Annotated in this window: 28 protein-coding genes and 1 riboswitch; of the genes, 3 read left to right on the plus strand and 25 right to left on the minus strand. The window is 37.4% G+C overall.

The annotated features are described in order from the left end of the window. Nucleotides 1–12 precede the first annotated feature (12 nt). The 8 genes from AO058_RS00800 to AO058_RS00835 all read right to left on the minus strand — a co-directional run bounded on the left by AO058_RS00800 (nt 13) and on the right by AO058_RS00835 (nt 6,168). Nucleotides 13–276: a hypothetical protein gene (locus AO058_RS00800; RefSeq protein ID WP_075324786.1), complete on the minus strand. Its 264-nt coding sequence runs from the start codon at nt 274–276 to the stop codon at nt 13–15. After that, nucleotides 276–602, minus strand: a complete 327-nt coding sequence (locus AO058_RS00805; RefSeq protein ID WP_075324787.1) for a nucleotide pyrophosphohydrolase — start codon at nt 600–602, stop codon at nt 276–278. The genes AO058_RS00800 and AO058_RS00805 overlap by 1 nt, the downstream gene beginning before the upstream one ends. Before the next feature lie 2 nt (nt 603–604). Beyond that, nucleotides 605–1,057, minus strand: coding sequence for a D-aminoacyl-tRNA deacylase (gene dtd / locus AO058_RS00810; RefSeq protein WP_075324788.1), 453 nt, complete (start codon nt 1,055–1,057; stop codon nt 605–607). After that, nucleotides 1,054–2,004 (minus strand): ribosome small subunit-dependent GTPase A, encoded by a 951-nt coding sequence (gene rsgA / locus AO058_RS00815; RefSeq protein ID WP_075324789.1) that lies wholly within the window; start codon nt 2,002–2,004, stop codon nt 1,054–1,056. The genes dtd and rsgA overlap by 4 nt, the downstream gene beginning before the upstream one ends. Before the next feature lie 240 nt (nt 2,005–2,244). Continuing rightward, nucleotides 2,245–3,327, minus strand: a complete 1,083-nt coding sequence (locus AO058_RS00820) for a bifunctional 3-deoxy-7-phosphoheptulonate synthase/chorismate mutase type II (RefSeq protein ID WP_057480513.1) — start codon at nt 3,325–3,327, stop codon at nt 2,245–2,247. A gap of 23 nt (nt 3,328–3,350) precedes the next feature. Then, nucleotides 3,351–4,199, minus strand: a complete 849-nt coding sequence (locus AO058_RS00825) for a prephenate dehydrogenase (RefSeq protein ID WP_198036128.1) — start codon at nt 4,197–4,199, stop codon at nt 3,351–3,353. Continuing rightward, nucleotides 4,196–5,344: a pyridoxal phosphate-dependent aminotransferase gene (locus AO058_RS00830; protein WP_075324790.1), complete on the minus strand. Its 1,149-nt coding sequence runs from the start codon at nt 5,342–5,344 to the stop codon at nt 4,196–4,198. Before AO058_RS00830 ends, AO058_RS00825 begins: the two co-directional genes overlap by 4 nt. Beyond that, a complete protein-coding gene (locus AO058_RS00835; protein ID WP_075324791.1) occupies nt 5,344–6,168 on the minus strand; it encodes a prephenate dehydratase in 825 nt (274 codons plus the stop codon). Before AO058_RS00835 ends, AO058_RS00830 begins: the two co-directional genes overlap by 1 nt. A gap of 419 nt (nt 6,169–6,587) precedes the next feature. On the opposite strand from AO058_RS00835, the gene gldA reads away from it, so the two are divergent. After that, nucleotides 6,588–7,514, plus strand: a complete 927-nt coding sequence (gldA, locus tag AO058_RS00840; RefSeq protein ID WP_075327839.1) for a gliding motility-associated ABC transporter ATP-binding subunit GldA — start codon at nt 6,588–6,590, stop codon at nt 7,512–7,514. A 93-nt stretch (nt 7,515–7,607) separates the two neighbouring features. Here the strand turns inward: gldA and AO058_RS00845 are convergent, their stop codons facing one another. The 9 genes from AO058_RS00845 to AO058_RS00885 all read right to left on the minus strand — a co-directional run bounded on the left by AO058_RS00845 (nt 7,608) and on the right by AO058_RS00885 (nt 17,527). Next, nucleotides 7,608–8,399, minus strand: coding sequence for a head GIN domain-containing protein (locus AO058_RS00845; RefSeq protein ID WP_232228876.1), 792 nt, complete (start codon nt 8,397–8,399; stop codon nt 7,608–7,610). Next, nucleotides 8,374–8,937, minus strand: coding sequence for a hypothetical protein (locus AO058_RS00850; protein ID WP_075324792.1), 564 nt, complete (start codon nt 8,935–8,937; stop codon nt 8,374–8,376). Before AO058_RS00850 ends, AO058_RS00845 begins: the two co-directional genes overlap by 26 nt. A gap of 8 nt (nt 8,938–8,945) precedes the next feature. Next, nucleotides 8,946–10,139, minus strand: a complete 1,194-nt coding sequence (locus AO058_RS00855; RefSeq protein ID WP_075324793.1) for an ImmA/IrrE family metallo-endopeptidase — start codon at nt 10,137–10,139, stop codon at nt 8,946–8,948. A gap of 165 nt (nt 10,140–10,304) precedes the next feature. Then, nucleotides 10,305–11,405 carry an acyloxyacyl hydrolase gene (locus AO058_RS00860; RefSeq protein WP_075324794.1) on the minus strand — a complete coding sequence of 367 codons (1,101 nt, stop codon included), beginning with the start codon at nt 11,403–11,405 and terminating at the stop codon, nt 10,305–10,307. Nucleotides 11,406–11,429: 24 nt separating this feature from the next. Continuing rightward, a complete protein-coding gene (gene metF / locus AO058_RS00865) occupies nt 11,430–12,386 on the minus strand; it encodes a methylenetetrahydrofolate reductase [NAD(P)H] (protein ID WP_075324795.1) in 957 nt (318 codons plus the stop codon). A gap of 107 nt (nt 12,387–12,493) precedes the next feature. Further along, complete coding sequence (gene metH / locus AO058_RS00870; RefSeq protein ID WP_083634112.1) at nt 12,494–15,229, minus strand: methionine synthase; 2,736 nt, start codon at nt 15,227–15,229, stop codon at nt 12,494–12,496. Continuing rightward, nucleotides 15,226–16,242: a homocysteine S-methyltransferase family protein gene (locus tag AO058_RS00875; protein ID WP_075324796.1), complete on the minus strand. Its 1,017-nt coding sequence runs from the start codon at nt 16,240–16,242 to the stop codon at nt 15,226–15,228. The genes metH and AO058_RS00875 overlap by 4 nt, the downstream gene beginning before the upstream one ends. Nucleotides 16,243–16,294: 52 nt before the next feature. Further along, a riboswitch (SAM riboswitch) is annotated at nt 16,295–16,405 on the minus strand. A 193-nt stretch (nt 16,406–16,598) separates the two neighbouring features. Then, a complete protein-coding gene (locus tag AO058_RS00880) occupies nt 16,599–17,105 on the minus strand; it encodes a hypothetical protein (protein WP_075324797.1) in 507 nt (168 codons plus the stop codon). Then, a complete protein-coding gene (locus tag AO058_RS00885) occupies nt 17,105–17,527 on the minus strand; it encodes an OsmC family protein (protein ID WP_075324798.1) in 423 nt (140 codons plus the stop codon). The genes AO058_RS00880 and AO058_RS00885 overlap by 1 nt, the downstream gene beginning before the upstream one ends. A 335-nt stretch (nt 17,528–17,862) precedes the next feature. Here AO058_RS00885 and AO058_RS00890 point away from each other — a divergent pair, with 335 nt between their 5' ends. Both AO058_RS00890 and AO058_RS00895 read left to right on the plus strand, forming a co-directional pair. After that, nucleotides 17,863–18,441: a hypothetical protein gene (locus AO058_RS00890; RefSeq protein ID WP_075324799.1), complete on the plus strand. Its 579-nt coding sequence runs from the start codon at nt 17,863–17,865 to the stop codon at nt 18,439–18,441. A 135-nt stretch (nt 18,442–18,576) separates the two neighbouring features. After that, on the plus strand, nt 18,577–18,999 hold the full coding sequence (locus AO058_RS00895; protein ID WP_075324800.1) for a hypothetical protein: 423 nt from the start codon (nt 18,577–18,579) through the stop codon (nt 18,997–18,999). A 358-nt stretch (nt 19,000–19,357) separates the two neighbouring features. On the opposite strand, the gene AO058_RS00900 is transcribed toward AO058_RS00895, so the two are convergent. The 8 genes from AO058_RS00900 to AO058_RS00935 all read right to left on the minus strand — a co-directional run bounded on the left by AO058_RS00900 (nt 19,358) and on the right by AO058_RS00935 (nt 26,816). After that, nucleotides 19,358–20,422: an NAD(P)/FAD-dependent oxidoreductase gene (locus AO058_RS00900; RefSeq protein ID WP_075324801.1), complete on the minus strand. Its 1,065-nt coding sequence runs from the start codon at nt 20,420–20,422 to the stop codon at nt 19,358–19,360. Next, nucleotides 20,415–21,008 (minus strand): precorrin-2 dehydrogenase/sirohydrochlorin ferrochelatase family protein, encoded by a 594-nt coding sequence (locus AO058_RS00905; protein WP_057480526.1) that lies wholly within the window; start codon nt 21,006–21,008, stop codon nt 20,415–20,417. The genes AO058_RS00900 and AO058_RS00905 overlap by 8 nt, the downstream gene beginning before the upstream one ends. Before the next feature lie 7 nt (nt 21,009–21,015). Continuing rightward, the gene (gene cobA, locus AO058_RS00910) at nt 21,016–21,798 is read right to left on the minus strand and encodes a uroporphyrinogen-III C-methyltransferase (RefSeq protein ID WP_075324802.1); all 783 of its coding nucleotides are present in this window, start codon (nt 21,796–21,798) and stop codon (nt 21,016–21,018) included. Further along, nucleotides 21,791–23,884: a HEPN domain-containing protein gene (locus AO058_RS00915; RefSeq protein ID WP_075324803.1), complete on the minus strand. Its 2,094-nt coding sequence runs from the start codon at nt 23,882–23,884 to the stop codon at nt 21,791–21,793. The genes cobA and AO058_RS00915 overlap by 8 nt, the downstream gene beginning before the upstream one ends. 180 nt (nt 23,885–24,064) lie before the next feature. Further along, nucleotides 24,065–24,694 carry a phosphoadenosine phosphosulfate reductase domain-containing protein gene (locus tag AO058_RS00920; RefSeq protein WP_075324804.1) on the minus strand — a complete coding sequence of 210 codons (630 nt, stop codon included), beginning with the start codon at nt 24,692–24,694 and terminating at the stop codon, nt 24,065–24,067. 66 nt (nt 24,695–24,760) lie between these two features. Then, a complete protein-coding gene (locus AO058_RS00925; RefSeq protein WP_075324805.1) occupies nt 24,761–25,012 on the minus strand; it encodes a DUF2061 domain-containing protein in 252 nt (83 codons plus the stop codon). Nucleotides 25,013–25,140: 128 nt separating this feature from the next. Then, entirely contained in the window at nt 25,141–25,557 is a 417-nt protein-coding gene (locus AO058_RS00930; protein ID WP_075327842.1) for an RrF2 family transcriptional regulator, read from the minus strand. Nucleotides 25,558–25,652: 95 nt separating this feature from the next. Then, nucleotides 25,653–26,816, minus strand: coding sequence for a trans-sulfuration enzyme family protein (locus AO058_RS00935; protein WP_075327843.1), 1,164 nt, complete (start codon nt 26,814–26,816; stop codon nt 25,653–25,655). Between the last annotated feature and the right edge of the window lie 12 nt (nt 26,817–26,828).

Here is a 26,828-nt window from a genome sequence, read left to right on the forward strand (position 1 = left end):
TAATTGCTTATATTAATTTTCAGCATCCTTCTTTCTTTTTGCCCTGAATTGCCCAAACGAAATGATGAATCCATAAACAAAAGCTGCAAGAAATTGGCCCACAATAAAGCGAAATAACTTCCCATCTTCTGTACGTTCAGTGAAATAGGCTTCAAAATGAAATCCGCCGTATTCAAACAGCATACTTACAATATCATACACAATTAGAAAGCCCAGGCCGAGGAATAAAACCGATTTCCAGAAGGCTTTTTGCGAAATCATCTCTTTGAATTTCATTATTTTAACTTTTCGTTGTTATGATGCCTGTCGTGATCTCTTTTAGTTTTTAAATCCAGTTTTTTATCAAAAGCTTCCTGGAGATCAACCCCGGTTTGATTGGCAAGACAAAGCACTACAAAAATTACATCTGCCAGCTCTTCTCCTAAATCTTTATCTTTATCAGATTCTTTTTCACTTTGCTCACCATAACGGCGTGCAATAATTCGGGCAACTTCACCTACTTCTTCGGTAAGTTGCGCCATATTGGTAAGCTCGTTAAAATACCGAACTCCGTGTTCATTTATCCAATCGTCTACCGCTTTTTGCGCGTTTTCTATGTTCATTTTTATTCCCTTTGTTTAGAATCTACAATTATTGTCACTGGCCCATCATTAATTAGTTCCACCTTCATATCTGCACCAAATTCTCCGGTTCCCACTGGTTTTCCTAAAGTTTCTTCAAATTTTTCAATAAATTTTTCATAGAGTGGAACCGCAACATCAGGTTTGGCCGCTTTTATAAAACTGGGTCTGTTCCCTTTTTTGGTAGAAGCATGTAAGGTAAACTGACTTACTACAATGGCATCGCCGTCAACATCTAACAAAGACAGATTCATCGCGTTATTATCATCGCTAAAAATGCGCATTTTCACTATTTTATTGCAAAGCCAGTCAATATCTTCCTGCGAGTCTTCATTTTCTATTCCTAATAAAATCAATAAACCGGTGCGCATTACCGCATTAATTTCGTGGTTTATTTGCACGGAGGCTTTAGAAACCCGCTGTAAAACTACTCTCATTTCTTTGGATAAATATCTGTTCTGTAATTGTCTTCTTCTCCTTCCAAAATCTGTAAATAACTTTTATAACGGCTCCAGGCAATTTCACCTTCTTCCAGGGCGTCTTTTACAGCGCATTTTGGTTCCTCCAGGTGTAAACAATTATGAAATTTACAATCTTGTTTTATTCTGAAAAATTCAGGAAAATAGTCACCCAATTCTTCACGCTCAATTTCTACCACCCCAAAACCTTTAATTCCCGGGGTATCAATAATTCTTGCATCAAAAGAAAGGTCAAACATTTCAGCAAAAGTAGTAGTATGCTGCCCCTGTTTATGCTGTTCAGAAATCCGGGAAGTTTTTAAATTTAAACCGGGTTCTATGGCATTAATTAAAGTTGATTTTCCAGTACCGCTATGGCCGGCAAACATACTGGTTTTACCCAGCATCATCTCCTTAACTTTATCTACATTTTTTCCGGTAGTGGCTGAAATTCCTATACAATCGTAACCTGCATTTCTATACATGGCCGCCAGGTATTTCACCTCTACCAATTCATCTTCATTATAGCTATCAACTTTATTGAAAAGCAAAACCGCTTTTACGTGGTAAGCTTCCGCAGTAACTAAAAAACGATCTATAAAAGTGGTAAGTGTAGGAGGATTATTAAGCGTAACCAGTAAAAAAACCTGGTCTATATTGGAGGCAATGATATGGGTTTGCTTAGAAAGATTAACCGATTTTCGAATAATATAATTCTCCCGCTTTTCAATCTTTTTGATCACTCCTTGCTCTGCACCTTCCTTATCTTCAATATCAAATTCTACCTTATCGCCAACGGCCACAGGATTGGTACTTTTAATACCTTTAATCCTGAATTTTCCTTTAATTCGGCAGTCATAAAACGTTCCCGCTTCACTTTTCACCTGATACCAGCTTCCGGTAGATTTATAAACGGTTCCTTTCATTCACATTATGATTTTTAAGTGGCTGTTTGAAAGTTTTCTTAAACCGTCATCCTGAACTCGTTTCAGGATCTAAGTTGTTAACCTATTAGAAGCTGAAACAAGTTCAGCTTGACGGAAACAATCCCGAAGTCTCGGGACAGGATGACGTCCTTTAATTTTTTCAAACAACCACTTTGCTAAAATAGCAAATGCAACATTCACTACTTGCCTTTAAACCAAAAATCATGGAAAACAAGATTCTTAAGCTTTCATAATTTTCTCCTGGTGGTTAATAGATTCCTGGTGAACCGCTTTAAATAAACGCAGAATAAATTCTTCACTTAATCCGTGTTGCTCTCCTTCCAAAACCATATTCCCAAGAATTTCATTCCATCTTTTGGTTTGTAAAACCGAAACGTTCTGTGCTTTTTTCACCTGGCCAATTTCATCAGAAATTTTCATCCTTTTTGAAAGCAGCTCGATCAATTGATTATCGGCTACATCAATTTTAGCTCTTAAAGTGCTTAATTTATTCTGAAATTCTTCACTTTCTGAAACCTCTTTTCTAATTTTCAAATCTTTCATAATCTGAACAAGTGTTGCGGGGGTGATTTGCTGTGCAGCGTCACTCCAGGCATCATCGGGAGTGTGGTGGGTCTCAACCATAAGTCCGTCGTAATTCAGGTCTAAAGCAGTCTGGCAAAGATCAAAAATAATGTCTCTACGTCCTGCAATATGTGACGGATCTAAAATTAAAGGAAGATCTGGAAATTTATTCTGAAGCTCAATAGCGATCTGCCATTCAGGATTATTTCTGTACTTGGTTTTTTCGTAAGCAGAAAATCCACGGTGAATTACTCCTAAATTTTTGATATCGGCAGTATGAAATCTTTCCACAGCTCCCAACCAAAGTGAAAGATCTGGATTTACCGGGTTTTTCACCAATACAGTTTTATCGGTGCCCTTAAGAGCATCAGCGATATCCTGAACAATAAACGGTGAAACCGTTGTTCTGGCGCCAATCCAAAGAATATCCACATCGTTTTCTAAAGCAAGGTCTACGTGGTGTGCATTCGCAACTTCAGTAGTGGTTAGCATTCCGGTTTCTTCTTTGGCCTTTTTTAACCATTTTAAACCTAGCGCTCCAACTCCTTCAAAATTTCCCGGTCTGGTTCTGGGTTTCCAAATTCCGGCACGTAAAACCGTGGCATCGGTATCTTTTAACTGGTGAGCGATCTTTAAAACCTGTTCTTCGGTTTCAGCGCTGCAAGGTCCTGCGATTACTAACGGATGATCTAATCCGAAATCGTCAAGCCACTTTCTTTGTTCTTTGTTGTTTTCCATAATTTAAAATTTAATCCTGATTTTTAATTTATTCCGTTTAAAATTGATTTAATATGATTGGTGCGTTGCATTTCATTATAAACTTCCTGGAAATCATCATTTTCCAGCAAGTCTTTAAAATGCGTAAGGTTATTAATATATTCAGTTAAAGTTTCCAGCACATTCTCCTTATTTTCCCTGAATATTGGCGACCACATTGCCGGCGAACTTTTGGCAAGTCTTACCGTAGAAGCAAATCCACTGCCCGCCAAATCAAAAATATCGCGCTCGTTACGTTCTTTTTCCAAAACCGTTTTTCCAAGCATAAATGAACTTATATGTGATAGATGCGAGACGTAGGCAATATGCCTGTCGTGCGAAACCGGATCCATATATCGAATTCGCATTCCCAGTTTCTGAAAGATGTTTAGCGCTCTTTCCTGAAGTTTAAAAGCTGTTTTTTCAACTTCACAAATTATATTTGTTTTATTCCTATACAGGTTAGAAATTGCCGCTTCAGGCCCGGAAAACTCGGTTCCTGCAATAGGGTGAGCCGCTAAAAAATTTCTACGGTTTTGATGATTAGCGATCTCTTTACAAAGCCCCGATTTTGTAGACCCGGCATCAAAAACCAGCGTATTCTCATTCACCAGGTCTAAAACTTCTGTCACCACTTTATTTGCAACATCTACGGGAACTGCCACCAAAACAACATCAGCGTGCTGAACATCTTCAATATGAGCCAAGTGATCTATAATACCGAGTTCCTTCGCTTTTTTTAAATGCTTTTCATCAGCATCGCTTCCGTAGATTTCAGCTTCGGGAAAAGCCGATTTAATATCAAGTGCAAAAGATCCGCCTATAAGTCCTATTCCTATTATTTGAACTTTCATGATGTAACTCTTTTTATAGCTCGTTGAATATTCTCTTCCGTAGCGCAAAGTGAAAATCTTATATAACCTTCGCCATTACTTCCAAAAATAAAACCCGGCGCGGTAAAAATGTGATATTTATTCAGTAGAAAATCTACAAAAGCTTCTGCGTTTGTTCCCTTCGGAACCTTGGCCCAAACGAACATTCCGGTTTGGTCTTTTTCAGGTTTACACTGCAAAGCTTCAGCTAATTTCAATACTTTTTCTTTTCTGCTTTGATAAACCTCATTTTGGGCAGAAAACCATTCTCCGTTTAAGCGCAATGCCGCTGCAGCACCCGCCTGAAGCGGATAGAACATTCCGCTATCCATATTGGTTTTTACTTTTAAAACCGTATTTAGGTTTTTTTCGCTTCCGCAGAGCATTCCTATTCGCCAGCCGGCCATATTAAAGCTTTTGCTTAAAGAGTTCAGTTCTAAAACTATGTCTTTAGCTCCTTCAGCCTTTAAAATACTTTTTGGGTTATCGTTCAGGATAAAACTGTACGGATTATCATTGACAATTAAGATGTTGTTTTCCTTTCCAAACTTTACCAAATCAGCAAAAAGCTTTTCATTCGCAGAAGCTCCGGTTGGCATATGCGGATAATTAACCCACATAAGTTTTACTTTGCTCAAATCTTTTTGGATCAATTCTTCCAAATTCGGCAACCAGTTTCCTTCAGCATTTAGATCGTAATAAACTGCTTTGGCGCCTACAAGTTCAGTAACCGAAGAATAAGTTGGATATCCGGGATTTGGAATTAATACCTCATCGCCTTCATTTAAAAAAGCCATAGAAATATGGGTGATTCCCTCTTTACTTCCCATAAGCGGAAGGATCTCAGTTTCAGCATCCAGGGAAACCTGGTAATGATTTTGGTAAAATTCAGCAATGGCATTTCTAAAATCTGGCGTGCCTTTATACGGCTGATATTGGTGAGCACCGGTATTTACCAAAGCTGAGTTTAAAGCTGAGATAACCTGTTGCGGTGGCGCCAAATCTGGGCTACCAATACCAAGATTAATAATATCTTTTCCGGCAGCTGCCATTGCACGCACTTCCTTCAATTTTGTAGAAAAATAGTACTCTTTTACGTTGCTCAACCTTTTTGCCTGCTCTATCATTACAAACTGTTTTTGTAGGTTCCTAAAATTGTTAATCGCTCGGTCATTACTTCTAGAATATCCATCGCTTTCTGGAATTCGGAATAATCTTCAAAAGTCACATCGATAAAAAATGAATATTTCCACGGAAATTCTATAATGGGCATACTCTGTATTTTGGTCATATCCAGATTGAAATCCCGTAAAATATTCAATACTGAAACCAGGCTACCACGCCTACTTTCCAATTCAAATTTTAAAGAAGCTTTATCTATTTTATCGCCATTTGGCTCTTTTTTCTTAGTACTGATAATCAAAAAACGAGTCGCATTGCTTTTCTTGGTATGAATACTTTCTGCAAGAATTTCCAGTCCGAATAGTTGTGCCGCTGCTTTACTCGCTACCGCCGCAACTTTTGTACTTCCTTTTTCTGAAATTCTTCGCGCTACTTCGGCCGTATCACTGTCTTCAATTAACTTAATATGTGGGTGTTTTTTAAAGAATTCCTTGCACTGCAAAAGTGCCATAGGGTGCGAATAGACCTTTTTAATATTCTCTATTTTTTGTCCCGGCATAGCCATAAAATTCATATCTATCGGGATATAATGCTCGCCAACCACTTTTAGATTATTCTCATCTATAAGTGCATAATTCGGCAAAATTGATCCGGCGATAGAGTTTTCTATAGCCATCACCCCTTCGGTAGCATCACCGTTTAAAAGGCTTTTAGTAAGTTCAGCAAAAGACATGCACTCTAAAACCTCAACCTCCTGGTGGTAATATTCCTGGGCCACCAAATGGTGAAATGAGCCTTGCACTCCCTGAATTGCGATAATTTTATCCATTAATTTCTAATTAATCTCGATTATCGAGTAAAAAAAAAGTCCCGATGTTTATCGGGACTTTTTTATATAATTTCTTACTTAATTACATAGCATTCCCGTTCCTATCTCTGAAATAGAAATAAAAAAAGTAAAATGCGTTCCAGCTAATTAAGTGATTCATTGTTTCGTTGTTATGGGGCTAAATTAGAATATTATTACCTAAACAAAAACCATTTTTTAGATTTTTTTAAGCTTTCATAAGCTTTTTACAGACTTTATTTTTTTTATAAAGATTCATCGAAAGATTTATAATAGCTTTCAAAATAATCACTTAGTAATTCCGAAATTCCTAACGAGATGACTTTTCTGAAACCCTTTATATCTAAATTTGAACTATTATTGGCGCGTTAAAAATCCTTACTTTTGAAAAAATGCTTGCTATGTCTATTTATGTTGAAGGAATTTCAAAGTTTTATGGTGAACAAAAAGCGCTGGACTCCGTTTCTTTTAAGCTGAACAAAGGAGAGATTGTTGGCTTTTTGGGGCCAAACGGCGCCGGAAAATCCACTTTAATGAAAATCCTTACCGGTTATTTAACTGCTTCGGAAGGAAAAGCGGAAGTAAACGGAATTTCCCTTGAAGACGATTTACATAAAATTCAACAGCAAATTGGGTATTTGCCAGAACACAATCCATTATATACTGAAATGTACGTTCGGGAATATTTGGAATTTAATTCCAGGATCTTTAAAACCGATAAATCCCGAATTGAGCAAGTAATAGAACTCACAGGGCTAAAACCCGAAGCCAATAAAAAAATAGAGCAGCTTTCTAAAGGTTATCGCCAACGTGTTGGCCTTGCCACTGCCCTGCTGCACGATCCCCAGGTTTTGATTTTAGACGAACCTACCACTGGATTGGACCCAAATCAATTGGTGGAAATCAGGAACCTTATTAAAAATATTGGAAAGGAAAAATCTGGAAAAACCATATTTCTTTCTACTCATATTATGCAGGAAGTTGAAGCCGTTTGTGACCGTGTGATTATTATTAATAAAGGAAAGGTAGTTGCCGATAAAAATTTAAAAGATTTAAGGGAAGAAAATGAACAGGTTATTTTAGTGGAATTCGATTACAGGGTGGAGCAAGTGGCCATTCAGAAAATTCCAAACCTAATTTCAGCTAAAAATGTAGGCGGATTTGCCTATGAACTCACGTTCGACACCAAAAAAGATATGCGCCCCGCAGTATTCGATTTCGCCCACGATAATGGATTAAAAACTTTACAGCTAAATCAAAAAACAAAGAATTTAGAAAGCCTGTTCGCGGAACTCACAGCCCCCCAGGCCCCCAAAGGGGGAGTTTAGTTTGTTCTTACCTGCAAAGATTTCTTTTAAAGTTTGAAGTATTTATTTTTCAGGGAATCATTTCCGAAGCGCTGAGAGTTCCCCCTTCGGGGGTTAGGGGGCTTCAAATATTAGTCGGCCGGTGTAGTGTTCTTCAATATCGACCTCTGGTGGCCGGTTTTTTGAAATTATATCTCCAAAACCAAAAATATCACCTTTTAAAGACTGCAGCGGATTGATAATTAATTTGTTGGTTCCTCGATGCAAAATATCGTAATGCTGAACGATCAGCTCTTCGGCTTCCAGCCTGCCGTCACCATTTGCAAAAAACAGATTTACATTTTCGGCGTTTCCGGTTAGGAAATAATTAGAAATATTGTCGTTGGTAATTCTTAGGTTTTCAACTTCAAGATCAAGGATAAAATCTCCATTGGTATGAATATCGGGATCTCGTTCCTGGTTAAAAGACCGCAACCAAAGTTCAGGAAAGTCAAGCGTTCCTAAGCTTTCAATCGCGCTGCCACTGCTATTCTGTAACCAGTTTAAAGTTGGTGTAGTCACATAGATTTTTGTGATCTCGTAATCACGAAAAAGATTACAGGAATTTTCATTTCTCAGTTCAAGTCGGTTATCTACAACTTCAGCATAAACATTTTCTTTAAGGTTCTCCCCGGTTACGATCTCCACTTTATATTCATCGCCCTTTTCAATAAACAATTTTACACGTTCATAAACGATAATTTCTTCAAATGCATCAACGCTAAATTCTTCAGAAATAATTTCTCCGGAAGTCTTTACACAAGTCGACGCTTCTTCAGAATCACATCCTAAAAAGACAAAAATCAATATCGCTATTCCTAAAACCTGCTTGATGCAATTTTTAATCAAGATCCTGATCCTTTTCACTTAAGTTATACATGGATTTTGCTATACTAAGAGAAGTTTTATCGTATTTTTCATGGCCATAACCATGTCTTTCGTTTAGTTCATAAAATTCTCTGTAAAGATCAAATGGATTCTGAGATTCAGAGACCCATTGAACGATAACATCCAGGATTTCATTCATAACAGGTTGAAATGTCATACGCCCATCTGACTTTCTAATACCATTATTATCTGATTTCTTTTTACCCAGATTTAAAAAGATATTTTTTTCGTCATAAATAATATCTCTTGCTTCTTTAAATTCTTGACCCTTAGGCAAAAAGTCCATCAAAAGTCTTCTTATACCTCTGTAATAAATATTATACTTTTCCTCAGGATCTTCAAACTCTTTACCAATAAGTTCCCTCAATTCATCTACTTCCTCAAGATTACCTTTTTCAGTATTTATAGATAACTGTTTACCGACTTTTTCGTTCGCCCTTTGCAGTAATTCCATTCGCTCAATATCCGCTTCGGATAACTTATCTTTTTTCCTTTTTTTGTTATTCTCTTTAGCCATGCTATCCTTTATTTAATTTCTAATATATTTTTAATTCTTTCGCTTGCTACTTTTATACTATCATCATTCCAAGCGATTGGATTTAACTTACCCACTGCATTTTTATAATTTGGATAAAACTCGCGAAACGCTCCGTGATAACTTTTACCGTATAGCTTATTCATGTACCAAGTAAAGAATGTGTACACTAATGACTCATGAATTTCATTTTCATTTGCAAATTTTGAAACTAAAAAAGGGTTATTAATGTACTTTTTGATATACTTGAATTTATCTACAGATAAAAAGTAATCTCTTGCAAAAGAGTCTGCCTTTTCCTCTATAAGAAATAAATCATCGTCTCCTGTTAGATGAAAACTATTCTTCTCAATCAGATCAAAATCAAATAAAACGTGATGCAGTTCATGCATAAGTGTAAACCAGATTGTTGAATATTTTTTATTAAAATCTGTAATTACTACGCAAGGTTTACCGTTTATTATAAATGTCCCACCTCTAACTTGTGTGGTAGATAAGTAATCTTGAAAGATTACCGTAATTCCAATGTTATATAAAGCTTTACACACAGTAAATAACCCATTCTGAACATTTTGTGAGTAAGGTTTTAATTTTATTATTAAATCTTTTAATTTCCCCCTGTCATATTCATTAGGATTATCAATGATTTTAAAGGTTTGATAAGCTGATTTTACCCAGAAATCTTTCATTTTATCCGAAAAATTTCTTTTAGTTTGGCTGTATAGAGGTTCTTCTAACTGCTGCTCATATTCTTGAATAGACTCGTATCCGAAAAATTCTAAAACTTTTCGTATAAGTTCATCCGTTCCATAATCAGATTCAAAAAAGCCTAATTTCGTTAACATTTTAACATCAAAATTCTTCAACAAGAAAGTGGTCTTTCTGGCGTTATCAATCGAGGTTATATTCTCTTCATTTTGATTTTTTAAAACCGCTTGAACGAATCGATTAATTTCAATATCTAAAAACTCAGCAAGTTTAATAACATGAATTAAATTAGGTTGTTTCGCAGTACCTGAGATAATCTGTTCAAAAACATCCTTATCAATTTTCAGCAGTTTTAGTGCTTTTGTTTTACTTATATTATACTCATTTAATTTCTGCTCAAATTCCCCTCTGACATCAAGGTCTTCGCTGTCAGAGAAAATTGACTTCAATAGATTATCTAAACTTGACTCATTCATAAAAAATAGAATTTACCCTGTAAATATATGTCATATAATTCATATAATAGATAAAAAAGGGTAATTACCCTCAAAAAATATTTAAAAGAAATTATTATTCCACAAGCTTCTAAGGATACAATTCCGCTTGCCCCAAACTACAAACTTCCGCTCAAGCTTGTTTACTCATAAACGATAGCCAATTGAAAATTCTACGGCTTCGGCATTCGCATAATGAGAGCGAACGGTAAGCGATGCCCAAAGATCTTCGGTGATTTTTCTTTGCAGACCAACCCTGTTATATAACTGATCTACAAAATGCTCGTAGGGAAAATACGCATAATAACCTAAATGCGTAATTACCGATAATTTATCGAAGTTTAGCTGATGGCCAACGAAAACGCCTACTCGTTTGGAATCTTCTTCCCCAGTGGTATTTCCGGAAGGAAAAGCTACCGATTGATAATAAATTCGTTCTTCCATAGCTTTGGAAAAGAAAACTTCAGTTCCTGCCTGCAGAGTACTTTTATGATTAAGCACCTTATCGGCATAAGCTGAAAAGGTTAAGAATGGATATTGTTTAGAACCAATAATCCCCATAGTATTTACGCCACTTCGCAACACAAAATTAAAATGAATGGGTTCTGTATATTTTTCTCTTGGCCCTTTTGGAATATAATTGGGCAGATTTTGATGATCTAAAGCATAATTCACTCCCAGGTTAAAAGTGATGGTATTTGTACTGGCATTCGGCGATTTAAAATCGGCGTTGGAATAATGAATCAGGGAAAGCCCGGCCTGTAGTCCCAAACCTTCAAAAATGTTTTCTTTTTTGTAATTCGCCATTAAGTAAGTAGAACTTAGCAAGCGCGAACCGTAGGCATTATTCTTATAATTATCATCTGGATGATATGGATTGGAAGCATACGCCAGGCCCTGCCCTATTCTAAACATTAAATTTCTTTTAAAAAGGTAGAAATTCATATGCGCATAGAGTCCGTAATTTTCACCTAAACTGGGATTTTTCATATCCTGATAGGTAAAAGAAGCGCCAACATCGGGATAATTATAGCGCTTTTCCCAATCTTCAAATCCGAAACTTTTTTTATTAAAACCAAGAATTAAACCTGTTGGATGCCCGGTAATTAAATGGGCAATATCAGGATTATGTTCGGCAATGGTTCCGTAGAAATAACTGGCATCAAAAGAATAATAGTTCTTCCCGAACTCCTGGGCAGAACTATTAAAAATGCTGAAAAGAAAAATAAGGGCGGTAATTTTCTTCATTACCCGCAAATGTAGCCTAATATTTTAAAAAACCGCTTTCGCAATTTTTTGAATATTGGTGCTTTTTCCCATTGAATAATAATGTAAAACCGGAACACCGGAAGCTTTAAGCTCCTTAGATTGTGCTATAGCCCATTCAATACCCACTTCTCTTACCTCTTTATTATCTTTACAGGCTTCTACATTTTTAATTAAATCCTCGGGTATATCTATGCTGAAAACCTGTGGTAATAATTGCAAATGCCTCTTAACGGCTATGGGTTTAATACCGGGAATAATGGGAACAGTAATTCCTGCTTCCCTTGCCTGTTCTACAAAATCAAAGTAAGCTTTATTATTAAAAAACATTTGTGTAACCACATAATCTGCGCCTGCATTAATTTTCTCCTTAAGGCGTTTTAGATCTGTTTGTAAAGAAGGAGCTTCCAGGTGCTTCTCAGGATAACCGGCCACGCCAATACAAAAATCGGCATTGTTATTAGATTCAATAACTTCGTTTAAATATTTTCCTTCTCCCAAATCTTTAATTTGGGTTACCAATTCACTGGCAAAACAATTCCCCCCGTGGGTTGGTTCAAAATAGCGTTGGTGTTTCATAGCATCCCCGCGAAGTGCCATTACATTTTCAATCCCCAAATAGTGACAGTCTACCAGTAAATACTCGGTTTCTTCACGGGTAAACCCTCCACAGAGCACATGCGGAATGGTGTCTACATTATATTTTTGCTTTATTGCAGCACAAATACCAACCGTACCCGGGCGCATACGGGTAATCTTTCTTTCCAGTAAACCATCATCTTTTTTAATGTAAACGTGTTCTTCCCGCGAGGTAGTTACATCTATAAACGGCGGATTAAATTCCATTAGTGGATCTATATTATTATAAAGATCCTGTATACTTCTTCCTTTTTGCGGCGGAACAATTTCAAAAGAAAACAATGTTTCTCCTTTTGCCCGGTTTATATGTTCTGTTACTTTCATAAATACTTCCCAGTTCTTTATCCAATAGGAAAATATTGGTTGGATTATTAATTAATCTAAATTTATTTTTCCCGATTCCTTCCCTTTGGGGAGGCTAACAAGAGCTCTTAATCTGCAATATTTGGATTAAGCCATTTTTCGGCCTTTTTCAGCGGAATTCCTTTTCTTTCAGCAAAATCTTTCACCTGGTCATCTTTAATTTTTCCCAGGCCAAAATAACGCGCTTCGGGATTGGCAAAATAATATCCGCTTACACTCGCAGCCGGCCACATCGCTAAACTTTCGGTAAGTTCAACTCCAATTCGTTCCTTTACCTTTAAAATTTCCCAAATACTTATTTTCTCTAAATGATCTGGGCAGGCAGGATAACCCGGAGCCGGGCGAATTCCTTTATAAGTTTCTTTTATTAATTCCTGGTTGCTTAAATTCTCTTCGGGCGCGTAGCCCCAGTCTTCCCGTCTTATTTTTTTGTGTAAATATTCAGCAAAAGCTTCTGCGAGACGATCGGCAAGGGCTTTTATCATTATTGAATTATAATCGTCAAAATCTTCCTCAAACTTTTTAGCTAATTCTGCAGTACCAAAACCTGTAGTCACACAAAAACAACCTATATAATCCTGGATTCCGCTTTCCTTTGGCGCAATAAAGTCGGAAAGTGCAAAATTTGGCTTTCCGCCGTGTTTTTTTAATTGCTGCCGAAGCGTTCTGAAAAGCATCTTTTTTTCTTCGGAATTTTCTTCATATTCCACTTCAATATCATCATCATTAACCGTATTCGCCGGAAATAATCCGTAAACAGCTTTCGCTTTTAGTAACTTTTCATCCAGAATTCTTTTCAGTAAAACTTTTGCATCTTTGAACAAAGAAGTTGCCTGTTCCCCCACCACTTTATCGGTTAAAATATCCGGATAACGCCCGTGGAGATCCCAGCTTCTAAAAAATGGGCTCCAGTCTATAAAAGCTTCCAGTTCCTTTAAATCGAAATTATCTATTTGCTGAATTCCCGGTTTGTTCGGTTTTGTAATTTGAGTGGTTTTCCAGTCTATGGAATACTTATTTTTTCGCGCTTCTCCAATTGGAAGAAAAGATTTCACTTTACTTCTTTTCTTAAAATTAAGCCTGAATTTATCATATTCGGCTTTAAGATCGCTCATATATTTAGTGCGCGTTTCTTCCTTTAAAAGATCGCCAATTACCGTGACTGCACGCGATGCATCGTTCACATGAGCCACCGCATTTTTATACTGCGGGTCTATTTTTACCGCCGTATGCGCTTTTGAAGTTGTGGCGCCACCAATAAGTAAAGGCACGTCAAAATTCTGGCGTTCCATTTCCTTGGCTAAAAAAACCATTTCGTCTAAAGAAGGTGTTATTAATCCGCTGAGACCAATGGCATCAACACCTTCAGCTTTTGCAGTTTCTATAATTTTTTCCGGAGGCACCATTACGCCCAGGTCAATAATTTCGTAATTATTACAGCCCAAAACCACACTTACAATATTCTTCCCAATATCGTGCACATCTCCTTTAACCGTAGCCATAAGAACTTTTCCAGCCGAGGAGCGCTTACTGGACTTATCTGCTTCAATATAAGGAAGAAGGTAGGCCACTGCTTTCTTCATTACCCTGGCCGATTTTACTACCTGCGGAAGAAACATTTTTCCGCTTCCAAAGAGATCGCCTACCACATTCATTCCAATCATTAAATGACCTTCAATTACTTCAATAGGTTTGTCAGCTTCCTGGCGGGCCTGTTCTATATCCTCTAAAATATAAGCGTCAATTCCTTTAACCAAAGCGTGGGTAATCCTGTCCTGAAGCGGATTTTCCCTCCAGGAAAGGTCTACTTTGCTTGCCTTTTTAGAACCCACTACGGTTTCAGCAAATTCAAGCAAGCGCTCTGTGGCATCTTCTCTTCTGTCAAGAATTACATCTTCTACGTGTTCTAAAAGATCTTTGGGAATATTATCATACACTTCCAGAAGTGCGGGGTTTACGATCCCGATATTCATTCCCGCTTTAATCGCATAATATAAAAACACCGAATGCATCGCTTCCCGCACCGGATTATTTCCGCGGAAAGAAAATGAAACATTACTCACACCACCACTAATACTGCAATGCGGAAGATTTTCTTTTACCCAACGGGTTCCTTCAATAAAATCTATGGCATTGCGTTTATGCTCGTCCATCCCCGTACCTACCGGGAAAATATTCAGGTCAAAAATGATGTCTTCTGGTGGTAGTTTTACTGTATTAACCAGGATATCATAAGAACGCTTTGCTATTTCAATTCTACGTTCAAAATTATCGGCCTGCCCAACTTCGTCAAAAGCCATAACGATTACCGCAGCACCGTAACGCTTTATTTTTTTAGCGTGTTCAATAAATTCTGCTTCGCCTTCTTTAAGGCTTATAGAATTCACAACACATTTCCCTTGCACCACCTGTAAACCGGCTTCTATAATTTCCCATTTAGAACTATCTATCATGATGGGTACACGGGCAATATCGGGCTCGGCAACAATAAGGTTAAGGAATTTTACCATCGCCTCTTTGCCTTCAATAAGACCATCGTCCATATTAATATCGATGATCTGGGCACCACCGTCTACCTGATCTCTTGCTACTTCCAGGGCTTCCTCAAAATTCTCCTCTTTAATTAGGCGAAGGAATTTTTTGGAACCGGCTACATTAGTCCTTTCCCCAACATTTACAAAATTGCTATCGGGGGTAATTATAAGCGGTTCGAGACCAGATAATTTTAAAGGCCTAATCTCTTGTTGTTCTTTTTCCGGGGAAATTTCTTCCTGTATATTTTCTTGATTCACTGTTTCTATCATAACGCGGTGGAAAATTCAGGTTTCACTATTTTTCTTGGATTATAATCTTTGGCAATTTCAGCAATAGCGCTAATATGCTCTGGTGTGGTACCACAGCAACCACCAAGAATATTCACCAAACCCTTTTCTAAATATTCCCTAATCTGTCTTGCCATTTCTTCAGCATCCTGGTCGTATTCTCCAAAAGCATTTGGCAACCCTGCATTAGGATAAGCTGACACACCACAACTTGCAAAACGGTTTAAAACCTCGAGGTGCGGTGTTAGTTGTTTAGCACCCAAAGCACAGTTAAAACCAACACTTAACAGGGGAATATGCGATACCGAAATAAGAAAAGCTTCCGCGGTTTGCCCCGAAAGCGTTCTCCCGGAAGCATCGGTAATCGTTCCACTTACCATTATGGGAATATCTAGCTGTAATTCTTCTTTAAGTTCATCAATGGCAAAAAGCGCGGCTTTAGCGTTTAGGGTATCAAAAACAGTTTCTACCAGAAGAATATCCACGCCGCCTTTTATTAAAGCGCTGGCTTGTTGCTTATAAGCTACCCGCAATTCTTCAAAGGAAATTGCACGAAATCCGGGATCGTTAACATCGGGGCTCATACTGGCGGTTTTATTGGTGGGCCCAATCGCGCCGGCCACAAACCGAGGTTTTTCCGGATTTTCTTCAGTCATTTTTACGGCGACTTCTTTGGCAATCCTGGCCGACTCATAATTGAGCTCATCTACCAGTTCTTCCATTTTATAATCGGCCATAGCGATGGTGGTTGCAGAAAAGGTGTTGGTTTCTACAATATCGGCACCGGCTTCAAAATATTTGCGGTGTATTGTTGCGATTGCTTCAGGCTGGGTAATGGATAACAGGTCGTTATTTCCCTGTACGGAAACCGGCCAATCTCCAAAACGTTTTCCACGGAAGTCTTCTTCAGAAAATTTATAATCCTGAAGCATCGTGCCCATGGCACCGTCTAAAATGAGTATATTTTTTTGAAGTTGTTCTTCTAATTTTGACATATAATTTTATCTAAAATCACTATCAAAAAAAGAAGCGGGAAAGAATTCTTTCTTGTTATCTATCTGCGCCAAAGAAGCGAAGTAGAATGTAGCACCTTCTCCCATTACAGGAGGGTTGCCAAGGTTTCAACGGGTCTATTCCCTCAACCTTTCTTGATAACGATGTTATAAACAATGAACTTGAACCAGCAAATATACGGCACAGCCATTTAAATGCAAGGACTAAGAGTAATTTTTATGGATAATGTATTTTATATGATCTACTGAATTATATTTTTAATAAAACAGGAAAAAGAAGGGATAAAAATTAAAGATTACTTCCAAATACTGCTTTAATTTCCAAAGTTTCTATTGACTTAAAAAGCCGAATTACCAAACTTCTTAATTTGAATAGTATCAGTGGTATTTAATTCGTTTAGAAAAGATTTCAGCTCTTCTTTCTTCTGTTTATTCTGAAGAATTATTTCGTAATTATATTTTTCACCTGAAAGCGTAGTAAAATAAATATGATTTTTATTTCCGTATAAAGTATACTTCCAGAAACTGGCGTAACCTCCATATTTAAATCCAATTTCCCGTAAATCGGAAATTAAAAATTCCTTTTTGGAATTGGCTAAATCTATTTTAACCCTGGTTTCATCTATCTCCATATCCCCAAGATATTTAGGTTTAACAAACGACTGACTTAAAGCTCCAAACATTCCCAGCATAAAAGCAAAACTACCGGTAAGCCGAAGCCACTTTTCCTCTACCTCGAAAATCGATGTGAGCGCACTACCTCCCAGAAGGAGAATAATAAAAACAATCCTTAAAAACACCGAAGGCTTCCAGGTTTTAACTATCCTGGTTTCAAAAGAGTTCATTAATTGATAAGCTCGCCATTTAAAGTGATCGCATAATTGATTTCAGCTGCTTTTTCCAGCATTTTAGAAACCGAACAATATTTTTCCATAGAAAGATCTACGGCACGTTTGGCTTTCGCCGCAGGCACATCTCCTTTTAAAAGAAAATTAAGCTGAATTTTCTTAAAAACATTAGGCACTGCGCCATCTTCTCTAAAGCCTTCAACTTCCACCTGGAGATCTTCCAGTTCCAGATGTTGCTTTTTTAGAATCATTACGATATCAATACTGCTACAACCGGCAATGGCTCGCAGTAATAAATCCATTGGGCTGGCTCCCTTTGGTTCGGCATCGGTTTTATTATCTAAATGAACAATGTCTCCACGCTCGTTTACGGTTTCAAAATGATAATCTTTATTAAGTCTTTTAAGGTTAATCTTCATAATAAATCTTGTTTTAAACAAATTTAGCTAAAGCTTATTAAAAAACCTCAAAGTTCTAAAGCTTATACCGGGTTAGGGTTTTCCGTAAACGATATTAACAAATTTTTAATAGATTTACAGGGAAGCTTGGAAATGAATCTGATTTTATCCTAGTAATTTACGTGTGATTGTAAAAATAGGAATACAAGGATTTGACAACAATTTATTAATGAAATATTCTGTAAATCATAGAAATTAAAGAAGGATCTGAAACACTCGTTAAAGCTTTAATCAGGCTATATGAGGTTAATAGATTATTTGATCAATATAAGCATTTAAACACTGAAAAAGTTGAAATGGTCATCTACAAAACTGCAACATATGGATGGTATGTAGATGATTTCTCAAAAAACAGTGAATTAAAAATAAACACTTGCCTTAAACATATCTATAATAATCTTCCCGAAAAACTTGATCTTTATTTTTCAGATTATTACAGAGGTAAAATTGATGAGATTAGAAAAATGTTAACTGAGAAATATTCAAACAGAAAACAAATTTTAAATGAAGCTTTTGATGCTCATAATAAAGGACTTTACCACGCTTCTATTTGTATATTATTAACTCAAATTGATGGAATTTGTAATGATGTTTTAGATGCTAAATTTTTTATAAATAAGAATTACTTGCCACAGATTAAAGAAAAATTAGAGAGTAAAAATCTAAAATATTCAGACTTTATATTATCTCCTATAATTAAAAAAGCAAGTATTAATAGTTGGGAAAAGGAAATTGAAAAATTCCCAATTCGATTAAACCGTCATGAAATTTTACACGGTGTTGATATTCAATATGGAAATGAAACTAATTCATTAAAAGTAATTTCAATGATTTCCTATATAGATTTTGTATTATCCCATTATAGTTCGAACTAAATAAACAATTGCCAAGTCGTTTCATCGCAAATAACCCTTTTTGCCGAAAAAGTGTAATTTTAGAAACCAGGAAAGAAAGCATTAATCCGACAAGCCCGTCTCCCTATTTCCGCTACTTTTCCATAACCAATATCAATGAAAACACTATATCTATTTACCGCACTAATATTTACATTTTTAAATTCTACAGCCCAGGAATTAAATTGTGAAGACTTTAGAAATGGAAACTTTATTATGCCGGCAGAAGATGGATTTTCAAGTGTCCGGATCGAAAGAAACGGGAATTATCAAATTGAAATACCTTTAAATGAAGAAGGCTTACCAGACAAAAACAAGAAAGCAGAATTTATCAACCTCAAGTGGATTAATGATTGTTCTTACATTGGAAAATATGATGGAACTAAAATGGAATTAACAGAATTTCAACATTTCGTAAATAGCAATGGTGGAATTAAAGTAAAAATGAAAAAGATAGAAGATGGATGTTTCTATTTCCTTTCAACTTTAAGCATTGAAGGAGAGGAACAAAGGCTAGATGGTAGAATGTGTATTGAATAAACTTGAAATGAAAAGACTCCAAATCATATTAATTGCTTTAATAATTTTAAGCTCTTGCAAAGAAGAAAATAGAAAAATTTAACCTCAGGAAAAATAAAGATTTACGGAATAGATAATGCAAACAAGAGATTATAAAATTTTCTATTCCAGAGAAAATTTACATAAATTTAATATTAAGGGTGGAATAGAATATGATAGGGGCTCTCGGCAAAAAATAGAAGACTTAAAATAAGGAATGACGAAATGCTTCAACCACCCCGGCCTATAGGCCACCCCTCCTTAAAAGGAGGGGAGCTTAATAAGCTTTAAAAATCATTGTATTTTATTCTAATTAATTCCCCCTTCGGGGCCAGGTGGCTTACATGCCAATACTCTGTACCACTTCTTTTTTGGCTTCTTTTTTACTACCGTCAAATCCGGTCACGCCGCCAACGGTGGTGTATTTAAGTACATATTTTTTATCAGGGAAAATTCGCTGGTAAGCACTTTGACACATAATCGCGGCTTCGTGAAAACCGGAAAGGATCAGTTTTAATTTTCCTTTATAGGTGTTTACATCACCAATAGCATAAACGCCGGGAATATTGGTTTGATAATCGTAAGAATTATCAACTTTAATCGCGTTTTTCTCTATTTCCAGTCCCCAGCTTCCAATCGGGCCCAGTTTTGGAGACAATCCGAAAAGTGGAATAAAATCATCCACATCTTTAAATTCCTCTCCGCGGGCTTCATCTTTATGCCTAATTACCACCTGTTCCAATTGATCTTCACCTCTAAGGCCAACAACTTCAGCATTGGTAATCATTTCAATCTTACCGAGTTTAGCCAATTCTGAAACCCTTTCCACAGAATCCAATGCGCCACGGAACTCTGCTCTACGGTGCACCAGGGCAACTTCCGCAGCAACATCGGCCAGGTAAATGGCCCAGTCTAATGCAGAATCCCCTCCACCGGCAATCACTACTTTTTTATCGCGGTAAACTTCCGGATCTTTAATAAAATAAGAAACGCCTTTATCTTCAAAATCGGTAATATTAGCGATTGGGGGTTTTCTTGGCTCAAAAGAACCTAATCCACCCGCAATTGCTACTACCGGCGCGTGGTGTTTTGTGCCTTTATTGGTAGTTACTATAAAAGTACCGTCGTCCAGTTTTTCCAAAGTTTCGGCGCGTTCTCCCAAAGTGAAGCCTGGTTCAAAAGGTTTTATTTGTTCCATTAGATTTCCAACCAAATCTCCCGCTAAAATTTCAGGAAATGCCGGAATATCATAAATTGGTTTTTTAGGATAAATCTCAGAACATTGCCCGCCGGGTTGTGGCAGCGCGTCTATTAAATGCGTTTTTAGTTTTAATAATCCCGCTTCAAAAACGGTAAACAAACCGGTTGGGCCAGCCCCAATTATCAGGATATCTGTTTTAATCATCACTCTTGTTTTTAACTTTTAAAGATTCGGTTATAGAATTCATTTGATCAACTTTCGCCTCAAAATCACCTTTTATATTACTTCGGTATTCATTTAAATTTTCTACCATCTGGTTTACATTTTCGGGAATTACTTCTTCAAAAAATTGCCGTAAACGTTTTGCCGCGGTAGGCGATTTACCGTTGGTGGAAATCGCGATTTTTACGTGGCCTTTATTTACAATGCCGCCCATATAGAAATCGCAGAGTTCGGGCGTATCGGCTATATTAGCCAGTAAATAACGCTTTTTGGCATGTTTGTAAACTCGTTTATTCAATTTTGCATCGTTCGTAGCCGCAATTACAAAATGACGGTTTTTAAGGTATTTTCTTCTATACCTGCCTTTTGTTAATTTTGCGCCGTGTTTTTTTGCCAGTTCTTCTGTTTCCGGTAAAAACCATTTTGCGACCACTTCCACCTTAGCATTAGGACTCGATTTAAACAGGAAATGCAATTTTTCGTGTCCCACCTGTCCGCCGCCAACGACCAGAATATTCAGCTTATTGACCTTTAAAAAGACCGGGTATAATTCGTTTCTTTCTTCCATAGGCCCCCTAGCCCCCAATGGGGGAATTTTTAAATTCAAACTCCTTGACGTTTTCAAAAACTGCTTTAAGCTGTCCGCTTTCTTTTACTACTTCGCCAATCACGATAATTGCCGGGGCGGTAAGTTGTTTTTCGGCAACTACTTTTTCTATACTTATAATGGTCCCAAAACCAGATTTTTCATTATCGGTAGTTCCATTTTGAATAATCCCCACCGGAGTATCTTCTTTGCCGTAGTAGCTAAAAATGTTCACGATTTCAGCGAGTTTCGCCATTCCCATCAGTATCACCACCGTAGCGGTAGATTGTGCGGCCAGCCGAACATCTTCTGAAAGTTTCTTTTGAGTTGTGGTTCCTGTTATAACCCAAAAACTCTCGGAAGTTCCCCGTTGGGTTAGCGGAATTCCAACATTGGCTGGTACCGCAATAGAAGAAGTAATCCCGGAAACAACTGCAGTTTCCAAACCTTTACTTTTAGCGTAATTGATTTCTTCAGATCCCCTTCCGAAAATAAAAGGATCTCCTCCTTTTAACCGAACCACGTGACCTCTTTCCAGGGCATATTTTACAATAAGCTCATTTATTTCGTCCTGAGAATATCTATGTTTATCTTTTCGTTTGCCAACAAAAATATGTTCAGCCTGCGGTGCATATTCCAAAAGATCCCGGTTTATAAGCGCATCAAAAAGCACTACTTTCGCATCTTTTAAAGTATTTAAAGCCTTTAGGGTGATTAGTTCCGGATCTCCCGGCCCGGCACCAACCACACTTAATTTTGGTGAATTATACATTTTGTACCTCCTTTGTTCTAAATGCATCCACTCTTTTTAAAAACAAATGCGCGTCTTCTAAATATTTATTGGCAAAAGCTTCGGTTGGCTCGTGCTCGTTCATTTGATAAGCGAATTCTTTGAAGGAAGTCGATAATTCAATTTTACCGGTGTCTACAAAAAGCTCATCAAACTGAGAAATAATTCCCGCCTGGGTATTGGTTTTTACATCCTCAGCAAGTAATAAAGCCTTAGCAGAATTTACGATTGAGGTATAGGAATGATAAATACTATCGGCCCAGGCTTTTCTTTCCAGTGCACTTTTTGCGTTATCAATTTTCTCTTCACTTTCAAATAAAAGTGTTGCGATAAGGTCTATAACCACGCCGGCACATTCGCCTACTCCTACTGCTTTTATATAAGGTTCTTCGTGGCCCCAATCTACAAATTCGTTTTCTGTTAGGTTTGAAGTATCGGCCAGTTCTTTTAATAAATCATAGAAATAAGTTTTGCCCTGCCTGTCATAATATTCCGCAAATTTTTCTTCGGAATTGGCATTTGCTTCAAAGTCGTTTAGCAAGAATCGCAAAGCTTCTGGCCCGCGTTTACTGGGCACTTTCACCACCTTATCAGCAAAACGGCCCTGGCCGTCCCCAAGGGTTCCGCCACCAAGTAAAACCTGAAGTGCCGGTGCCACGGTTTTGCCAACTTTAACCGACATTCCCTGGAAACCGATCTCCGCCATATTATGCTGCCCGCAGGCATTCATACAACCGCTTATTTTTATAGTGATATCTTTTCCGTTTATAAACTGCGGATACTCTTCTTTTAAAACATCTTCCAGTACATCGGCAATTCCCGTACTACTGGCAATCCCCAGGTTACAGGTATCGGTACCGGGGCAGGCCGTGATGTCTACGGTTTTATCGTAACCGGTATCAGCATAGCCCAGTTTTTTTAATTCTGAATAGAAAAATGGCAAAAATTCTTCCCGAACGTGACGAATTAAAATATCCTGTCTTAAACTCAGTCTGATCTCATTTCCGGCGTATTTCTTTACCAAATCGGCAAGTTTTCTTGCGCCACCGGTATAAAAATCCCCTAACGGAACCCTGATTCCAACCGCAAATAAGCCTTCCTGTTTCTGCGGAAGAACATTGGTGTTTTTCCAGGTTTCAAAATCCTTCTTATCTTCAATTGTTACTGCAGGCACCTCAACATCCTGAAGCGGCGGTGCAGTTTCAAATTTTTCAACTTCAAATTTAGGATGGTTTTTTGAAAGCGCCGTGTTTTGTTCGGCTACAAGTTCCATAAAAGCCTCTTTTCCTATATCTTTTACAAGAAATTTCATCCTTGCTTTTAATCGTTTTGCACGTTCGCCGTACCGATCAAAAACCCGAAGTACACCCTCAATTAAAGGAAGGGTTTCTTCCACAGGAAGAAAATCATAGAGTTCATCGGCGTGTCTTGGTTGAGAACCGAGCCCGCCGCCTAGCATCACTTTAAATCCGCGTTTTCCGTCTTTCAACTTGGCGATAAAACCAAGATCATGAATGTAACTCAGCGCAGTATCTTCATCTGAAGAAGAGAAAGAAATTTTAAATTTTCTTCCCATTTCCTGGCAAATTGGATTCCGAAGGAAAAACTGAAAAGTCCCATGTGCGTATGGAGAAACATCAAAAGGTTCGTTTACATCAATTCCCGCGGTTGGCGAAGCGGTTACGTTTCTTACCGTGTTTCCGCAGGCTTCACGCAAAGTGATATCATCTCTTTCCAGCTGCGCCCAAAGCTCCGGTGTTCTGTCTAAACTCACGTGGTGAATCTGGATATCCTGGCGCGTAGTGATATGCAAACGGCCTTTGGAATATTCATCAGAAACATCGGCTATTCTGTGCAGTTGTTCTGAAGTTACTTTTCCAAATGGCAGTTTTATTCGAACCATTTGTACTCCCGCCTGTCGTTGCCCGTATACCCCACGCGCTAAACGAAGGCTTCGGAATTTCTCTTCATCTGCTTTGCCCTCACGAAACAACCTGATTTTCTTTTCTAAATCAAGAATATCCTGCTCTACGATTGGGTTTTCTATTTCGGTTCTAAAACTTTGCATTATCGATAATTTTTAAATTGAAACCTGAAAAACAGGTATTAATAAAAAAGTCCTTTTTTGATTTTTCATTTAAAAGGACTTCCTATATTTTTTTATAAAAAGTTTCCTTTAAGTGCAGCGAATACACATTTTTGAACGGTACATCTCGGTATAACTCTGCTCTTTTTTCATTGGGATTCATTAAGCGTGGAGGCCACATTCACGGTTTTCTAAAACTTTGGTGGGATCAAAATATTTAAATTCGTTTGGCAGTTCATGTTTTTCTAAATAGGCATCCAGTTTTTCGTCACTCCAGTGGTAAAACGGACTCACTTTTAAAATTCCGTCTTTGCTATAGCTTAAAATATCTATACTATCTCTAAAACTGGTTTGGCCCTTTCTAAGATTTGTAAACCAAACATCCGGATTTTGCTGGCGCATAGCGCGTAAAAAAGGTTCCAGTTTTACCTGTTTGGTAAATTCTTCGTGTTGCGGATTATTAATATCGGGGATTCCTCCAAACAGTGCATCACGATAAGCAGCGGTTTGCTTTGGGGTGTAAAGCTTAACATTAAGTGACAACTGGTCTATCACCTGCTTTGCGTGCTTATAAGTTTGAGGAGTATTGTAACCGGTATCGCACCAAATTACTTTTATTACCGGATCTATCTCTGAAACTGCGTGTAAAATTGCAGCTTCATAAGGTCTAAAATTAGTGGTAATCACCGGCCTGGCCGAGTTGGATACTACCCACTGTACAATCTCAGCCGGCGTAATTCCTTTAAACTGCTGGTTGAGGATTTTTAATTCTTTTTCGCTGTACCGTTTCATCTTTTATAAATTTTTTGGCCCTGCCCGAGCCTAACTATACTCTATATTCTTTTCTAAAAAATATTCCTATTCTTTTCCAAAACTTATCATATTCCAAAGCCGCTCGTGGCCAAAATACAGGATCATTTTAGTGACCAATTCTACCGACCCAATGGCCAGTGCAGTTTCAATTTCTCCTGTTAGAACCCACGAAATAACTATGGTATCTACGGTTCCTACAATTCTCCAACTCACTGTTTTTAAAATACTGCGTAAGGGTTTTTCTGAAGTCCTGTCTTTTTTATAAGTGGTTTTAGATTTTGCCTGATCCAGTATCATACTCTCTTCGTTTAAATTCTATTAACCTATCGGATTAGTAGGTTATAAAACAAAAGTAACTTTGTTTTTTTATCAGACCAACTATTAAAGGCCTAAATTTCAGTATTTAACATTTAATTTTTGAATTCTTATTTTTTCGCAGAAATATCAGCTAAAGTGTTATCGCCCAGCACTTTTAATGTGCTATCCCTAACCTGGATCATTAAACTATGAACAGAACAGGCTTCTTCACTGGGGCAATCGTCGCACTTTTCGTAATAATTTAGGCTCACACAGGGCACCATCGCTATAGGACCTTCCAGTACTCTAATTACCGAAGTCATTCGGATATCTTCCGGTTCTTTTATTAAATAATAGCCGCCGCCTTTGCCTTTTTTAGACCCCAAAAATCCCGATTTTCGCAATTCCAGAAGTATGCTTTCAAGGAATTTTTGCGAGATATTTTCACTTTTTGAGATTTCAGAAGTTTGCACCGGTTTTCTATCCCCTTTTTTTGCGATAAACGCCAGGGCTTTAATACCGTATTTGGTCTTTTTAGAAAGCATACTGCGAATATACTTAAATATTGACTTTTTCGCATTTATTATTGAATTCTCTACGGAAAAATCAAAAAGTCCTATGTCTGCTGAAATTACCATAACTAAATTGAATTTAGAGCCTGTTTTAAATCTGCTATTACATCATCTGCATGTTCCAATCCTACTGAAACTCTTACCAATCCTGGCTTTATCCCGGCTTCTAACCTGTCTTCTTCACTTAATTTACTATGTGTTGTAGATGCTGGATGCGTAACAATACTGCGTGTATCGCCAAGATTTGCCGATCTTGAACAAAGTTTTATAGCATCTATAAACTTTCTACCCGCTTCAATCCCTCCTTTAATCTCAAATGAAACAATATTCCCACCTTTTTTCATCTGTTTTTTAGCAATTTCATATTGCGGATGCGACTTTAAAAAAGGGTATTTCACATTTTCAGCATTGGCTTCGGTTTCCAGGAATAGAGCAACTTTTTCTGCGTTTTCACAATGTTTATCTAAACGTACCGCTAAAGTTTCCAAACTTTTAGAAAGTACCCAGGCGTTAAAAGGCGACAAAGCCGGTCCCGTATTTCTTGAGAACAGGTATATTTCCCTTATTAAATCGGCATTTCCTACTGTTACACCACCCAAAACGCGGCCCTGACCGTCTATTAATTTTGTAGCCGAATGTATTACCAAATGCGCCCCGAATTTTATAGGATTCTGAAGCCAGGGCGTGGCAAAACAATTATCTATAATTAATATAAGATTGTGCTTTTTAGCTATTTCACCCAAAACTTCTAAATCCAATACATCTACACCTGGATTAGTAGGTGTTTCAGCAAAAATAATTTTGGTTTCGGGCTTTATTAAACTTTCAATTTTATCAACTTCATTCACATTAAAATAGGAATGTGAAATATTCCATTTTGGAAAAAACTTGGTAAACAAACTATGCGTAGAACCAAAAACCGATCTTGCCGAAATAATATGATCTCCACTATTTAAAAGAGCCGCCAAACTTGAAAAAACAGCACTCATTCCCGTGGCAAAAGCAAAACCTGCCTCTGCCCCTTCCATCTTCGCTATTTTCTCAGTAAATTCTGAAGTATTGGGATTGGTAAATCGGCTGTAAATATTGCGTTCCTTTTCTTCAGAAAATGAAGCTCTCATATCTTCGGCATCATCAAAAACATAACTGGACGTTAGGTACAGGGGCGTGGAATGCTCCTGGAACTGTGTACGTTCGTTTTGTGTTCTAATGGCTTCGGTTTCAAAATGCATAATTGTTGGTTT

It is taken from the genome of Salegentibacter sp. T436 (genome assembly GCF_001932675.1).
In the GTDB taxonomy this organism is placed as follows: Bacteria; Bacteroidota; Bacteroidia; order Flavobacteriales; family Flavobacteriaceae; genus Salegentibacter; species Salegentibacter agarivorans.

Bases quoted from the DNA above. Each gene is read 5' to 3' on its own strand.
- AO058_RS00800 (WP_075324786.1), bottom strand. From the start codon at position 276: ATGAAATTCAAAGAGATGATTTCGCAAAAAGCCTTCTGGAAATCGGTT.
- AO058_RS00805 (WP_075324787.1), bottom strand. From the start codon at position 602: ATGAACATAGAAAACGCGCAAAAAGCGGTAGACGATTGGATAAATGAA.
- dtd (WP_075324788.1), bottom strand. From the start codon at position 1,057: ATGAGAGTAGTTTTACAGCGGGTTTCTAAAGCCTCCGTGCAAATAAAC.
- rsgA (WP_075324789.1), bottom strand. From the start codon at position 2,004: ATGAAAGGAACCGTTTATAAATCTACCGGAAGCTGGTATCAGGTGAAA.
- AO058_RS00820 (WP_057480513.1), bottom strand. From the start codon at position 3,327: ATGGAAAACAACAAAGAACAAAGAAAGTGGCTTGACGATTTCGGATTA.
- AO058_RS00825 (WP_198036128.1), bottom strand. From the start codon at position 4,199: ATGAAAGTTCAAATAATAGGAATAGGACTTATAGGCGGATCTTTTGCA.
- AO058_RS00830 (WP_075324790.1), bottom strand. From the start codon at position 5,344: ATGATAGAGCAGGCAAAAAGGTTGAGCAACGTAAAAGAGTACTATTTT.
- AO058_RS00835 (WP_075324791.1), bottom strand. From the start codon at position 6,168: ATGGATAAAATTATCGCAATTCAGGGAGTGCAAGGCTCATTTCACCAT.
- gldA (WP_075327839.1), top strand. From the start codon at position 6,588: ATGTCTATTTATGTTGAAGGAATTTCAAAGTTTTATGGTGAACAAAAA.
- AO058_RS00850 (WP_075324792.1), bottom strand. From the start codon at position 8,937: ATGGCTAAAGAGAATAACAAAAAAAGGAAAAAAGATAAGTTATCCGAA.
- AO058_RS00855 (WP_075324793.1), bottom strand. From the start codon at position 10,139: ATGAATGAGTCAAGTTTAGATAATCTATTGAAGTCAATTTTCTCTGAC.
- AO058_RS00860 (WP_075324794.1), bottom strand. From the start codon at position 11,405: ATGAAGAAAATTACCGCCCTTATTTTTCTTTTCAGCATTTTTAATAGT.
- metF (WP_075324795.1), bottom strand. From the start codon at position 12,386: ATGAAAGTAACAGAACATATAAACCGGGCAAAAGGAGAAACATTGTTT.
- metH (WP_083634112.1), bottom strand. From the start codon at position 15,229: ATGATAGAAACAGTGAATCAAGAAAATATACAGGAAGAAATTTCCCCG.
- AO058_RS00875 (WP_075324796.1), bottom strand. From the start codon at position 16,242: ATGTCAAAATTAGAAGAACAACTTCAAAAAAATATACTCATTTTAGAC.
- AO058_RS00880 (WP_075324797.1), bottom strand. From the start codon at position 17,105: ATGAACTCTTTTGAAACCAGGATAGTTAAAACCTGGAAGCCTTCGGTG.
- AO058_RS00885 (WP_075324798.1), bottom strand. From the start codon at position 17,527: ATGAAGATTAACCTTAAAAGACTTAATAAAGATTATCATTTTGAAACC.
- AO058_RS00890 (WP_075324799.1), top strand. From the start codon at position 17,863: ATGGTCATCTACAAAACTGCAACATATGGATGGTATGTAGATGATTTC.
- AO058_RS00895 (WP_075324800.1), top strand. From the start codon at position 18,577: ATGAAAACACTATATCTATTTACCGCACTAATATTTACATTTTTAAAT.
- AO058_RS00900 (WP_075324801.1), bottom strand. From the start codon at position 20,422: ATGATTAAAACAGATATCCTGATAATTGGGGCTGGCCCAACCGGTTTG.
- AO058_RS00905 (WP_057480526.1), bottom strand. From the start codon at position 21,008: ATGGAAGAAAGAAACGAATTATACCCGGTCTTTTTAAAGGTCAATAAG.
- cobA (WP_075324802.1), bottom strand. From the start codon at position 21,798: ATGTATAATTCACCAAAATTAAGTGTGGTTGGTGCCGGGCCGGGAGAT.
- AO058_RS00915 (WP_075324803.1), bottom strand. From the start codon at position 23,884: ATGCAAAGTTTTAGAACCGAAATAGAAAACCCAATCGTAGAGCAGGAT.
- AO058_RS00920 (WP_075324804.1), bottom strand. From the start codon at position 24,694: ATGAAACGGTACAGCGAAAAAGAATTAAAAATCCTCAACCAGCAGTTT.
- AO058_RS00925 (WP_075324805.1), bottom strand. From the start codon at position 25,012: ATGATACTGGATCAGGCAAAATCTAAAACCACTTATAAAAAAGACAGG.
- AO058_RS00930 (WP_075327842.1), bottom strand. From the start codon at position 25,557: ATGCTTTCTAAAAAGACCAAATACGGTATTAAAGCCCTGGCGTTTATC.
- AO058_RS00935 (WP_075327843.1), bottom strand. From the start codon at position 26,816: ATGCATTTTGAAACCGAAGCCATTAGAACACAAAACGAACGTACACAG.